The sequence below is a fragment of the Pseudochrobactrum sp. AO18b genome (genome assembly GCF_000409565.1).
Lineage (GTDB): Bacteria > Pseudomonadota > Alphaproteobacteria > Rhizobiales > Rhizobiaceae > Pseudochrobactrum > Pseudochrobactrum saccharolyticum.
On sequence record NZ_ANNO01000123.1, the window covers coordinates 1 to 14398 of the forward strand.

Annotated in this window: 7 protein-coding genes; 4 read left to right on the plus strand and 3 right to left on the minus strand. The window is 52.8% G+C overall.

The annotated features are described in order from the left end of the window. Window positions 1–64: 64 nt before the first annotated feature. A complete protein-coding gene (locus A918_RS0105005) occupies window positions 65–1729 on the minus strand; it encodes an electron transfer flavoprotein-ubiquinone oxidoreductase (protein ID WP_028233403.1) in 1665 nt (554 codons plus the stop codon). Between the two features lie 359 nt (window positions 1730–2088). Here A918_RS0105005 and A918_RS0105010 point away from each other — a divergent pair, with 359 nt between their 5' ends. Both A918_RS0105010 and A918_RS0105015 read left to right on the plus strand, forming a co-directional pair. Further along, entirely contained in the window at window positions 2089–2994 is a 906-nt protein-coding gene (locus tag A918_RS0105010) for a uracil-DNA glycosylase (RefSeq protein ID WP_022709990.1), read from the plus strand. A gap of 374 nt (window positions 2995–3368) precedes the next feature. Further along, on the plus strand, window positions 3369–4667 hold the full coding sequence (locus tag A918_RS0105015) for an MFS transporter (protein WP_022709991.1): 1299 nt from the start codon (window positions 3369–3371) through the stop codon (window positions 4665–4667). Between the two features lie 108 nt (window positions 4668–4775). Here the strand turns inward: A918_RS0105015 and A918_RS0105020 are convergent, their stop codons facing one another. Then, window positions 4776–5705 carry a DMT family transporter gene (locus tag A918_RS0105020; protein ID WP_033315885.1) on the minus strand — a complete coding sequence of 310 codons (930 nt, stop codon included), beginning with the start codon at window positions 5703–5705 and terminating at the stop codon, window positions 4776–4778. A 313-nt stretch (window positions 5706–6018) separates the two neighbouring features. On the opposite strand from A918_RS0105020, the gene pepN reads away from it, so the two are divergent. Beyond that, window positions 6019–8658 (plus strand): aminopeptidase N, encoded by a 2640-nt coding sequence (pepN, locus tag A918_RS0105025; protein ID WP_022709993.1) that lies wholly within the window; start codon window positions 6019–6021, stop codon window positions 8656–8658. Window positions 8659–8976: 318 nt separating this feature from the next. Next, window positions 8977–11361, plus strand: coding sequence for a PAS domain-containing sensor histidine kinase (locus tag A918_RS19485; RefSeq protein WP_022709994.1), 2385 nt, complete (start codon window positions 8977–8979; stop codon window positions 11359–11361). Between the two features lie 2 nt (window positions 11362–11363). Here A918_RS19485 and A918_RS0105035 read toward each other — a convergent pair whose 3' ends face one another. Continuing rightward, a complete protein-coding gene (locus A918_RS0105035) occupies window positions 11364–14294 on the minus strand; it encodes a bifunctional [glutamine synthetase] adenylyltransferase/[glutamine synthetase]-adenylyl-L-tyrosine phosphorylase (RefSeq protein ID WP_022709995.1) in 2931 nt (976 codons plus the stop codon). Between the last annotated feature and the right edge of the window lie 104 nt (window positions 14295–14398).

Below are 14398 nucleotides of genomic sequence, written 5' to 3' on the forward strand. Positions count from 1 at the left end.
ACCGGTCCCTCTCCGACATCTTTACTGACGGCGGTCGAGACGGACACGGCCTCAAATGCCAACATTACATGTTGGCATAGACCGGTCCTTCGCCGCCTTGTGGCGTAACCCAGTTGATATTCTGGTTCGGGTCTTTGATGTCACAGGTTTTGCAATGCACGCAGTTCTGCGCATTGATGACGTAAGTTTCCTTGCCGTCCTTCTCAACCCATTCATAAACACCCGCAGGGCAATAGCGTGTTGAAGGCCCTGCAAAAACATCATGTTCGGATTTCAGCTGCAGTTCCAGATTTTTGACCTGCAAGTGAACCGGCTGATCTTCTTCATGGTTGGTGCTCGACAGGAACACTGACGACAGACGGTCAAAGCTCACCACACCATCAGGCTTCGGATAGGTGATAGGCTTGTGTTTAGCCGCCGGTTCCAGCGCCGCCGCATCGGTCTTGCCGTGTTTCAGCGTACCGAAGAAAGAGAAGCCGAACAGCTGGTTTGTCCACATATCCAGACCGCCCAGTGCCACACCGATAATGGTACCGAATTTCGACCACAGCGGTTTGACATTGCGAACGCGCTTCAGGTCTTTGCCGATAGCGCTGTCGCGCCATTCATTTTCGATGCCGATAACTTCGTCATTCGCACGACCGGCAGCAATCGCTTCCGCAACCTTATCCGCCGCGAGAATGCCCGACAGCACCGCATTATGTGAGCCTTTGATACGCGGCACGTTCACAAAACCGGCCGCACAACCGATCAGCGCACCGCCGGGGAATGTCAGCTTCGGCACGGACTGCCAGCCGCCTTCAGTAATCGCGCGCGCGCCATAGGAGATGCGCTTGGCACCTTCAAAAGTCGGACGGATCGTCGGATGTGTCTTGTAACGCTGAAACTCTTCAAACGGAGACAGATACGGGTTCTTGTAGTTGAGATGCACCACAAAACCGACAGCCACCAGATTGTCTTCCAGATGGTAAAGGAAGGAACCGCCACCGGTTTTCAAATCCAGCGGCCAGCCGAAAGAGTGCTGCACTAGACCCGGCTTGCTCTTCTTTGGGTCAATCTGCCAGAGTTCTTTCAGGCCGATACCGAATTTGGCCGGTTCACGGCCTTCATCCAGCTTGTATTTTGCAATCACCTGCTTGGAGAGAGAGCCGCGTGCACCTTCTGCAAACAGCACATATTTACCGTGCAGTTCCATGCCGCGTGTGTAATTCGGCCCCGGCTCGCCATTGCGTTCCACGCCCATATCACCGGTCGCGACACCGGTTACAGCACCGGCATCATTATAAAGCACTTCGGCAGCGGCAAAGCCCGGATAGATTTCCACGCCGAGATTTTCCGCATGGGTACCCAGCCAACGCGCCACATTGCCCAGCGACACAATATAATTACCGTGGTTATTCATCAGCGGCGGCATTGCGAAATTCGGCAATCTTACAGAGCCCGCAGGTCCGAGCACCAGAAACTGGTCATCCGTTACCGGAGTTTTGAAAGGATGATCGCTTTCTTCGCGCCAGTCAGGCAGCAGCTTGTCGATACCAACCGGATCAACAACAGCGCCGGACAGAATATGCGCACCGACTTCCCCGCCCTTTTCCAGAACCACGACGGAGAGTTCCGGATTATTCTGTTTCAAACGGATCGCCGCAGCAAGACCGGCAGGGCCTGCGCCGACGATCACAACGTCGAACTCCATACTTTCCCGTTCAGGAAGTTCGTGTTCGTTGTTCATTTATACCTCCATAGCATCGGGCGCAGCTTGGGTTCCCGTTTTTTTATAAACCAGAGCGTATCGTGTTCATCACATCCGCTGCGCTCGTTCTATTCTTTTAATTGCCGCATTATCGTGCTGATCAAAGGACGATGAAATGCTTCATCTCCACCTGATACAGAGTTGTAACACAGTTCAAATGCGTCCTATTGTCCAAAATCGCCTCAGATCATGACGTTTGTTCACTAACAGATCACTATAATATTGACGTTTACGTCAATGTAAATGGTTTTTAAACAGGCATGCCCGAAAGCCCTTGCCAAAGCTTCTGCAATTTGCGACCTCAGAACTGTAAACAAGCCTAAAACCGGAACAATCGTGTGTCAGACACTGCAATCACAGCCAATTGGGAAGATCTGATTCGTTTCTATGCGGAAGCCGGCGTGGATTCCGCACTGAGTGATGCACCAATTGACCGTTTTGCAGAAGCTGCAACACTGGCAGCCGCACAGCCGAAACGCACAGCCCAGCCTGATAATTCTATGCGCAATGCCACACCTGCACAGGCAGGTGGCATGCAGTCTCAGGCACGCAGTGATGCACCGCAGGCAAACCGTACCCAGCAAAAGCCGCAGGCCGCAGCATCTGTGCCTGCACAGGCCGCAATTGCACCGGAAATTTTGCTGGAAGATGCCCGCAAGCTTGCCCGCAGCGCAGCCAGTCTTGATGACTTGCAGCAGGCAATGGCCGGTTTTGACGGCTGCCGCCTGAAATTCACCGCCAAGAATATCTGCTTTGCAGACGGTACGGCAGATGCAGAACTGATGGTGATCGGTGATACGCCGGGGCGTGATGATGATCTGGAAGGTATTCCCTTCTCCGGCCCTGCAGGGCAGATGCTCAACCGCATCCTTGCCGCTATTAATCTGACGCGCGAACAAGCCTATCTGGCCAATACATTGCCATGGCGTCCGCCGGGCAACCGCCCTGCGACACCGCTGGAACTGGACTTATGCCGTCCGTTTCTTGACCGGCAGATTGAACTGGTTGCACCAAAAGTGATTGTTGCACTGGGTGATCCTGCTGCCAAAGCCCTGACCGGCTCCCGTGAGCCGATTTATAAATTGCGCGGTAACTGGCACAGTCTCACGACTGCCGGAGAGCAGAGCGTTGCGATTATGCCAAGCCTGCATCCGGATTATTTGCTGCGCACACCGGCTCAAAAACGCTTCGCATGGGAAGACTGGCTGATGGTCAAAATGCGTCTGGCCGAGAGTGCCGTCTGACCAGAGCATAATTCCTTAAACTTGGATCAGTTTGAGGTAAAATTATGCTCTCATTTTAAAGTGTTAGAGCGACCTTTGTGTGCCAAGTCTGGCACACGGCGCTCTAGAGCATTTCACAGTCAAGCTGGATCAACTTGACGCCCGTGATAATGCGACCAAATAAAGAATCTAGAGCGAGCGCTATAATCCAGTCTGGACGCAAACCGCTCTAGCTGCATCACCAGTTTAAATGCGACATAAACATCCGTGAAAAAGAATTTCATTCCCGACTAAAAATGCCAGTATCCCTGCATTGTTTTTTACAATAAAGCGTCGCTGAATATTTTCGCATTTACGATAGCCTGCTCTTGCAGGTTCAGTGTCCGGATAAATCCATGCCAGCTCAGTTGTTGCCGATTACAGCGCTTCTTTTCAGTACGCTTCTGATGCTTATGGCCGGTGGTCTGGCAGGTCTGCTGCTGCCGATCCGCGCCGGTATGGAAGGCTGGTCAACCATTACAATCGGCTGGATGGGGACATTCTATTCCCTCGCCTTTACAGCGGGCTGTCTGGTGGTGCCGATCTTCGTGCGCAATGTCGGGCATGTTCGCGTCTTTACCGTTTTGCTGACCATTCTCGGCATGTCGCTTCTGCTGCATTCGCTGATTATCGACCCGATCGCATGGATGGCCTTTCGCGGGCTGGCCGGTTTCTCTCTGGCAGGCGGCTATATGGTGGTGGAAAGCTGGCTGAATGAGCGCGTCAATAATGACAGCCGCGGCATGATCTTCTCAGTCTATATGATCACCACCATGGTCGGCACCATGTCCGGCCAGTATATTCTGCCTTTTGGTGATCCTTCCACGCAGACCCTGTTTATCATCTGCACCCTGATTTACAGCTTCGCTCTGATCCCGACCGCCCTGTCGCGCGCGGAGTCACCGAAGCCGCTGACACAGGTTTCTCTGGATATTAAAGGCCTGTATAAGCGCTCTCCCGCAGCTGTTGTCGGCTCCCTCGTGTCCGGCATTATTGCCGGTGCGTGGAATATTCTGGCGCCGATTTACGGCCAGATGAATGGTCTCGACAATCTAAGCATCGCGACAATGCTGGTTACAGCGATGATCGGCGGTGCTATTTTTCAGTATCCGCTGGGGCGTTTTTCGGATTTTGTCGACCGCCGTTATGTCATGGTGCTGAGCGGTATTATCGGCGTTATTCTGTCTCTGGTGTTGATGCTGTTTTCACCGGCAGACGGCCTGAGCGGCTATATGGTCATTTTCCTGATGGGGGCGGTGTTGTTTCCGATTTACAGCCTCAATGTCGCTCATGCCAATGACTATGCGGAGGCCAATGAATTCGTTAAAATTTCCGGCGGTTTGCTGATTGTTTATGGCATCGGCAATGTGATCGGCCCGCAGATTGCCGCGCGGATGATGGAGAGCTTCGGCAAGACCGGTATGCCGGTAACGCTGATTATCTGTTTTGCCGCCTATGGGCTGCATGCTTTATGGCGTATCAGCCTGCGCGAGCGCCCTGCCATCAGCGATCAGAAAACCGAATTCAAATATCAGGCGACCAAGAATATCAATACGCCTGAAAGCTATCAGATGGATCCGCGCAGCGATGTGCCGGAGGAAGAAACAGAAGAACCCCCGGCAGAAAACAGTTCAACTGAAAACATCAAGGACTAGAGCGTCGGGCGCCCCTTTGGGCGCACAAAGGTCGCTCTAACACTTTAAAAGTAGAGCATAATTTTACCTTAAACTGATCCAAATTTAAGGAATTATGCTCTAAGTTTTTCAGTTCCTTCTCAGTTTTCTGCCTGACAATTTATGCTCGCGGAAAATGATGAAAATACCCGCGCCAATCACAATTGTGCTGCCGATCAGCATCGGCAGTGTCGGCACATCGCCAAAAACCACATAACCGATACCAAGACCGAGCAACATGGATGTATATTCAAACGGAGCGATGGTGGACATATCCGCGTGGCGATAACATTCGGTCAAGAAAATCTGCGCAATGCCGCCCGCAAAGCCCGCTGCAATCAGCAGCGCCAGCTGCCACCATTGCGGCACGACCCAGCCGAAAGGCATTGTGAACAGTGCAATCACCGTTGATGTGAGCGAGAAATAGATCACAATCGTTGCGGTACGCTCACGCTTCACCAGTTTGCGCACCAGCATCATGGCAACGGCCGATGATAAAGCCCCGATCAGCGCAAAGACCGCACCGACCGCCTCACCATGGCTCACGCCACCGCCGGAAAACAGGCTGAGACGCGGCCAAACAATAATCAGCACACCGACAAAACCGACCAGCACCGCGCTCCAGCGATAAATGCGCACCTGTTCCTTCAGGAAGATTGCGCTCAGTACCACGATCATCAGCGGAGATGCGTAATTGATGGCAATGCTTTCCGGCAGTGGCAGCAAGGTCAGAGCATAGAACCCGCTAAGCATGGACATAACCCCGACAAGCCCGCGCCAGATATGGCCGAAAATATCCGAGGTCTGCATCGCGCCTTGCAGCTGATGCGTATAGGCCAGATAAATCACAACCGGAAAAATCGCAAAGAACGAGCGGAAGAATACCAGTTCCCCCGCAGGTATGCCTTCTGCAGACTTCAGCAGTGTCGACATCAGCACAAAAATGAAGACAGATGTAACTTTGCAGGCAATACCAAGCAATGGCCTTGGTTCATCTGCAGCGGCGGGTGTATCTGCCAAAGGCAGATGGCGCTCAGGGGCATTCACAATGAAAATTCCTTAACTGCCGTCAAATCCGGTACGGCAGACTCCCTCTTTTATATGCAAACACCATAGCTGGTTGAGGCCGGTTTTCCAGCACTATTTGCAGAATTTCCGGGAAATACCAAAAACTTTATCAGCCCCGAAAACCATGCTGATCGTACTGGCGAAACGGGCGCTTCATATTATCATTTGAAACAATCAGAGGAATTTCTCGTCACAGGCAGTTTCACCCGTCCACGAAATGTTTTAGCTTCATATCCATATGTTTTAAGTCAGTTCAGGAGCAGTTATGCGTACCGATACAGGTCATGTCTTTCGCCTCGAAGATTACCGCCCGTCAGATTACCTGATACGCAAAACCGAGCTGGATTTTCAGCTTGATCCGGAAAAAACCATTATCACAGCCCGCCTGACGATTGAGCGCCGCGACCGTGTTTCTCTCGCCACACCGCTGATACTGGACGGCGATGAGCTGGAACTGGTGAGCCTGCACATTAATGGGCAGCCGGTCAGTGATTATACTGCGACGCCGGAACTGCTGACCATCCGCTCCCTGCCGCAGCAGAGCGCGTTTACGCTGGAGATTGTCACAAGGATCAACCCGACAACCAACCGGCAGCTGATGGGGCTTTATCGCTCCAGCAATGTCTATACGACCCAATGTGAAGCGGAAGGCTTTCGCCGTATAACCTATTTCCCCGACCGGCCGGATGTTCTCTCGGTCTATACGGTTCGTCTTGAGGCAGACAAACAGGCTGCGCCAATTCTGCTCTCCAACGGCAATCTTGAAGCAAGCGGCGATCTCGCCAATGGCCGTCATTTTGCGCTGTGGCATGATCCGCACCCCAAGCCGTCATATCTTTTTGCGCTGGTTGCCGGTGATCTCGGTTCGATCAGCGATCAGTTCACCACGCTTAACGGCAGGCAAGTCGCGCTGAATATCTATGTCGAGCATGGCAATGAAGACCGCGCGACTTATGCAATGGATGCGCTGAAACGCTCAATGCGCTGGGATGAAGAAGTTTATGGCCGCGAATATGATCTCGATATTTTCAACATCGTTGCCGTGTCCGATTTCAATATGGGCGCGATGGAGAATAAAGGGCTGAACATCTTTAACGATAAATATGTTCTCGCTGATCCGCAGACGGCCACTGATACGGATTATGCCGGTATCGAAGCAGTGATTGCCCATGAGTATTTCCACAACTGGACGGGCAACCGCATTACCTGCCGTGACTGGTTTCAGCTTTGCCTGAAAGAAGGGCTGACGGTCTATCGTGACCACGAATTTTCCAGTGACATGCGTTCGCGCGCTGTGCATCGCATTGACGAAGTGAAAATTCTCAAAGCACAGCAATTTCCGGAAGACGGCGGCCCGCTGGCACATCCGGTACGGCCGAAAGAATATCGGGAGATCAATAATTTCTACACGGCAACGGTTTATGAAAAAGGCAGTGAACTGATCCGTATGTTGCGCACCATTATCGGTGATGCGCCTTTCTATAAAGGTCTTGATCTCTATTTCAGCCGTCATGATGGTGAAGCCGCGACGATTGAAGATTTCATCAAATGTTTTGAGGATGTGACCGGTCGCTCCCTCGCCCATTTTGCGCTGTGGTACGATCAGGCAGGTACACCGCTTGTGACTGTCAGCTGTGACTATGATGCCGCAAGCCGGAGCCTGCGCCTCACTTTGGGACAAAAGACGGATCCGACACCGGGTCAGAGCCATAAGCAGCCCATGCATATTCCGGTCAAATTCGGGCTGATCGGTGCCGATGGCAAAGATATCGCTGTTTCTTCCCATGAGGGTGCAGGACTTGAAGGCGATGTCCTGCATCTGCGGGAAGCATCACAAAGCTGGACATTCCACAATATTGCTGAAAAGCCGGTTCTCTCTCTGTTGCGCGGTTTCTCAGCGCCGGTGCATCTCAGCCAGCAACTGAGCCGTGAGGAGCAGCTGTTTCTTGCCCGTCATGACAGTGATGCTTTTGGCCGCTGGCAGGTCATTCATCAGCTGATGAGCAATGCCATTATGAGCAATGTTGAAAAACTGCGCCTGCAGGAGCCGGTCGCATTCGATCCGGCACTGGCAGAATTATTGGCTGAACTGGTGCAGGATGAGACACTGGATCACGCTTTCCGTGCACTATGCCTCTCCCTGCCGGAAGAAGCGGATATTGCCCGCGAACTTGGCAGCAATATTGATCCTGACCTGATCCGCAGCAGCAGAGAAGCACTGCTCTCCGTGATTGCCGCGCAGAATGCTGCGCTGTTCGCCAAAACCTATGCGAGCTTGCAAGACAACGCAGCTTTCACACCGGATGCGGAAGGTGCAGGAAAACGCGCGCTCAAAGCAGGCTTGCTGAGCTATCTTGCAGCCTCGGATAACGACCCTGCGCGTGTCTATGCCCAGTTCAATGACGCTGACAATATGACAGACAAAATTGCGGCTCTGACCTTGCTGGTGCATCGCTTTTACGGTCATGACAATGCGACACAGGCCTTGGCACAGTTTGAAAAAGACTATGGCAATGTACCGCTGGCAATGGACAAGTGGTTTGGTGTGCAGGCGCGCCGCCCTGCACCTGATGCGCTGGAAACTGTACAACAACTGATGCAGCATCCGCTGTTCTCGCTCGACAATCCGAACAGAACACGCGCTTTGCTTGGTGCCTTTGCAGCAGGCAATCCGACCGGCTTCAACCGGCCGGACGGCAAAACCTATGCGTTTTTCACCAATCTGATCCTGACAATTGACCGGGAAAATCCGCAACTGGCGTCGCGCCTGCTGACCAGCCTGCGCTCATGGAAAACGCTGGAACCGGCACGCCGCGACCACCTGAAAACAGCACTGGAAACCATCGCTCAGGCTGAAAACCTCTCAGCTGATGTGCATGATATTACAGAACGCATGCTGGCCTGACAAAATAAGGGTGCGGAAGCTCATCAGAACTTCCGCACCCGTCTTCTGCATTTCAGGAAACGCTTTAAAAAGAACACAATGTTTTACGATAAAGACTGAACGGCAGTGTATTTCTGAATCAAATCAGAATCATGCAGCACTGACCTCACGTGTCACCTTCCGAAAACTGATCGAATCACCTTCGAATCGGCGCAGGTTTTTTATTAATTATTAATTAAAAGCACTGGACACAGCGAATCACATTTGATTCATTAGGGTTATTCGGATTTCTCACCCCGAATCACTTCAAAAGCAACCACTCAGATGAGGGGCCACAGGATGGCAAATACCGACGCGTACCGCGCGCCGAATGGTGTCCGTTACACCTCAGAAAGACAAAGCCAGCGCAAGCGTTTCAAGCTTTCCGGCTATGTTTATCTGTTGTCGGGCCCTGCCTACCGTAAGCTCCTTTCCCTCGAGCCATTGCTGCGCCGCGTCGTGCCGGTGCTGATTATTGCTTTTCTGATTATTCTCGCCGGTGCGCGCATGTTGTCGCTGCTCAATCAGCGTGACGAGATCGAAAGCGATGCCCGCCACCAAATGGCGCTGACTGCCGCGCATGTCGCTTCGAAGCTGCAAAAACAGATTGAATCTGTACCACCTGCGGACAGCGACGGTGACTATAGTTCCATCCAGAATTTACTGGTTGAACTGCGTTCGCAGGGCTTGATTAATGCAGGGCTTGAACTTGCCATTCTCGATGAAAACTCAAAGATCGTTGCTGCTCTGAGCGGCCGTCAATTGCTCGGCATTCAGGCCGAGACGCTGTTCACCGAAGCACAGCCGCTCTTGATGTTTGGCAGCCGCGCCGGTGTGTTGCCTGTAAAATATCGCAGTGAAGCTGCTTTTGCAGCCGCTGAAAAAGTTGAACCGCAGAATGTGCAGGCTGCTGCGGCCGGTGCCTTTTCTGTTCTGACTTTCAACACTGAAAAAGCAATTTTTAAAGACTGGCGACAGGTTCTCTCGCTGAATATTACGCTGTTTGCTGCGACTGCCGGTGTGCTGCTGGCTATTCTTTATGCCTATTTCTCTCAGGCAGCGCGTGCCCGCGATGCCGATGATTTCTCCCATCAGATTCAAAAGCGGATTGATCTGGCACTGGCGCGCGGACGTTGCGGTCTCTGGGACTGGGATATGGCGCGCGGACGCATGTACTGGTCGCGCTCGATGTATGAAATGCTCGGCTATGAAGCGGTAGACAGTGTGCTGTCCTTTGGCGATGTAGCCGCGATTGTTAATCCGGTGGATGGTGATCTCTACGAAATCGCCACGCAGGTTATGTCCGGCGAATTGCGTCAGGTCGACAAAGTGCTGCGTATGCGTCATGCCGACGGCTACTGGGTGTGGATGCGCGTACGTGCGGAAATCGCCAATGAAGGTGATGTGCATCTAGTTGGTATTGCTTTTGACGTCAGCGAACAGCACCGCTTTGCGCAAGCGACAGCAGAAGCCGATCTGCGCATCCGTGAGGCGATTGAAAGCATTTCCGAGGCTTTCGTTCTCTGGGATGCCGAGAGCCGTCTGGTGATGTCCAACGGCAAATATAATGAATATGCTGGTCTGCCTGCCACAGCACTGAAGGCCGGTGTAACGCGCGAAGATATTCAGCCGCTGCTGCGCCCTGCCGCTTTTGAACGCCGCATGGCCAATGAAAATGACCGCAGTGGTGCGCAGACTTTCGAGCGCCAGCTTGGCGATGGCCGCTGGCTGCAGGTCAACGAACGCCGCACACAGGACGGTGGTCTGGTATCGGTTGGTACAGACATTACCCAGCTGAAGCTGCATCAGGAACGTCTGGTGGATAGTGAGCGCCGTCTGATGGCGACCATTCAGGATCTGAGCCTTGCCCGTAAAGCGGAAAAAGACCGCGTGCGCGAGCTGTCAGAACTGGCCTCCAAATATGCGACAGAAAAGGAACGTGCGGAAAGCGCGAACCGTGCCAAGTCTGAATTCCTTGCCAATATGTCCCATGAATTGCGCACGCCGCTCAATGCGATTATCGGCTTCTCTGAAATGATCTCGGCAGGCACATTCGGCCCGCTCGGTTCCGAGCGTTATGCGGAATATATTCACGACATTCATACCAGCGGCAATTATCTGCTCAATGTTATCAATGACATTCTCGATATGTCGAAGATTGAAGCCGGTCATTTCTCTCTGGATCGCGAAGAGATTGATCTCTATCCGCTGATTGAAGAAACCGTGCGTGTGATCTCTCTGCAGGCAGAGCAGAAGCATATTGCCGTTGAGACCAGCATTGCCGACACGATCACCGCCAGCGCTGACCGCCGTGCGATCAAGCAGGTGCTGATTAATCTTCTGTCCAATGCGGTGAAGTTCACCGGTGACGGCGGTCGCATTCTGGTGCGCGCCCGCAAGACCAATGGTGCGCTGATCCTCACCATCAAGGATACCGGCTGCGGTATTCCGCGTGATGCGCTGAAGAAGCTCGGCCATCCGTTTGAACAGGTGGAAAACCAATTCACCAAGACCCATACGGGCTCCGGTCTGGGACTTGCTATCTCGCGCTCATTGGCTGAGTTGCATAATGGCGCCCTGCGCATCTGCTCGACAGAAGGTGTGGGCACCATTGTTTCCGTGCGTATTCCTGACCGCGTTGTGCCTGCCGGTACAAACCAGATCAGCAATGATGTTGCCGCGTGAGATCAGCCTTTAAGCAATTGTTTAAAGGCTTTTGACACGGTATCTGTCGTCTGATCCAGCTGATGTTCGACATGGACAATATCCGGCAATTCAGCAGCGCGGCACAGCAATTCCAGCAAGCCCGGCAGGTAATCCTCCCGCCCCGTATTATCATCCACACAGAGACGGATGATCTGCGTAAGATTGCTGTAGAAATGATGGGCTGTGGCCAGTTCCTCGGCCAGTGCAGGACTGGAAAAATCCGGCTTCAGATGACGCAGATTTAACTCTGTGGAAGTATGACGGATATCTGTCGCCACCTGCCCTGTCAGCACGGCGAACTGGGCGATAAATTCCAGATCAATCAAACCGCCGGAACGCAGTTTCAAATCCCAATTGTCACGGGGTGGTTTTTCACTGGCAATCAGCGCGCGCATATCGGTCATTTCCTTCGCGGTCTTTTTCACCTCTGAAGGAATAGCGAGAATAGCATCGACCTCCGCATCAATCTCGTCACGGAAGGACTGGTCACCGGCAATGGCGCGGGCGCGGGTCAGCGCCATATGCTCCCATACCCATGCATCATTGCGCTGATATTTACCGAAAGCCTCAATATGGGTTGCCACCGGCCCTTTATTGCCGCTTGGGCGCAGGCGCATATCCACTTCATAAAGCACACCCTCGGCCATAGGTGCGGACAATGCCGCGATCAGGCGCTGTGTCAGACGGATATAATATTGCGATGCGGCAAGCTGCTTCTCACCGTCCGAATAGTCAGCATCCGCATCGTGATCATAGAGCAGGATGATATCAATATCGGAACCGGCGGTGAGTTCGCGGCTTCCCAGTTTTCCCATGGCCAACACTGCAATGCGGCCACCGGCAATTTGGCCATGGCGGATGGTGAATTCTTTCATCACCGCACTCAACGCACGGTCGATCATCAGCTCGGCCAGATCAGAGAAAGCCCTGCCCGCACGCACGCCGTCAATCGCACCGGTCAGCAAGCGAATGCCGATCAGAAACCGCTGTTCGGCTGCAAAAATACGCAAACGGTCGAGCGTTTCTTCATAAGGTTCATCATGAGTGAGGAACGTATCCAGCCGCTCTTCGAGATAGCTACGCGTTGGCAATTCGGAGAAAATGCGCGGGTCGAGCATACCGTCAAAGACATGCGGCTTACGGGTGATAATTTCAGCCAGACGCGGTGCCGCGCTCATCACCAAAACCAACAGGTTGAGCAATGCCGGATTGGACTGCAGCAGGCTGAAAAGTTGAATACCGGATGGCAGGCCTTGCAGAAAACCGTCAAAACGTAACAGAGCATCATCGGCACGCTCGGTTGCTGCAAAGGCATTCAGCAAGGCGGGTGTGAGTTCGGTTAAGCGTTCACGTGCTTCTGCTGTTTGCGTTGCGCGATAGCGGCCAAAATGCCATGTGCGGATGATACGACAAATATCACTCGGACGTTCAAAACCAAGCTGTGACAAGGTTTGCAGCGTATCAGGATCGTCCGTCTCGCCGGTAAAGACCAGATTGCCGCCACTGCTGCCAAGTTCCGGCGCTTGCTCAAACAATGCCGCATAATGCTTTTCAACAGTGCGCAAAACGGCCAGAAACTCCGCTGTGAAGCTTTCATTATCCGGATATCCCATCATCGAAGCGATGCGGCTGAAACCCTCATCATCTTCCGGCAGAATATGCGTCTGTTCATCAGCCACCATCTGAATACGGTGCTCAACATTGCGCAGAAATTGATAATTGCGGCTCAACTGATCGCGCGCATTTTCACCCACCCAACCACGCTCATAAAGTTTGGTGAGCATCGCCAATGTTTGCGAGCCGCGCAATTCAGGAAAGCGCCCGCCTGCAATCAACTGCTGGGTCTGCACGAAAAATTCGATCTCGCGGATACCGCCGCGCCCGAGTTTCACATTATGGCCCCGCACAGCAATGTCGCCATGACCGCGATGCGCATGGATTTGACGTTTGATCGAATGGATATCAGCAATCGCCGCATAATCGAGATATTTGCGCCAGACATAGGGCGCGAGTTCTTTGATAAATTGCTCGCCCGACGTGATATCACCGGCGACAGGGCGCGCTTTAATCATCGCCGCGCGTTCCCAGTTCTGGCCGCGCCCCTCATAATAATGCAGTGCTGCGCTCACCGGAATAGCCAGTGGCGTTGCCCCCGGATCAGGGCGCAGACGCAAATCCACACGGAAGACATAGCCGTCCGCCGTTCTGTCTTGCAAAATCTTGACCAGCCGCCGCGCCATGCGTGAGAACAGATCAACACATTCGTAAGGGTCGGTAATGGCCGGACGATCACTGTCGATAAAAATAATCAGATCAATATCGGAAGAATAATTCAGCTCTCTTGCGCCGAACTTACCCATACCGAGCACAATCAGCCCGCTGTCTTTTTCAGGATGGTTACGATCCGGCAGAGCCAGTTTGCCTTTTGTATCGCTTTCAAGAAGCAAGAATTGTACGGCAGCACGCAGGCTGGCCTCTGCAAGATCACTCAGGCGATTGGTGGTTTGCATCACATCGGCAAAGCCTGCCAGATCATCCAGCGCAATCAGCACATGGGCAGTTTTCTTGAGACGGCGCAGTTCCGTCATCAACCGGTTTTCCGTCATTTCCGGATCAGTACCCAGAGCAGAGATCTGCTCTAATGCCTGTGCCAGCAGTGCATCGAGCGGCGCGGCAAACAGGCTTTCCAGAATTTCAGGACAGGTTTCTGTCACTTCCCTCAGGAAAGATGAGCAATCGAGAATTGCTGCCAAAAATCTGGTTTCATCTGCGGTTTTCAGATAGCGACTCAGAGCACTGCATCCGCGCTCCGCCGCCGCTCTTGTTAAATTTTGCAGGTAAATCTTTGCCTGTTGCTGATCGGGAACTGTCAGAGATTTCAGCGAACTATCAAAAAACAAAACACCGGTCATGCTGCAATTCCACCCCCAGAGCATTTCCCGTTTCAATTAAAACAGAAGAAATGCTCTGTCCCTTTGTTGCCGCGCATCTTATCCGAAAACCGCTACGCACTTTT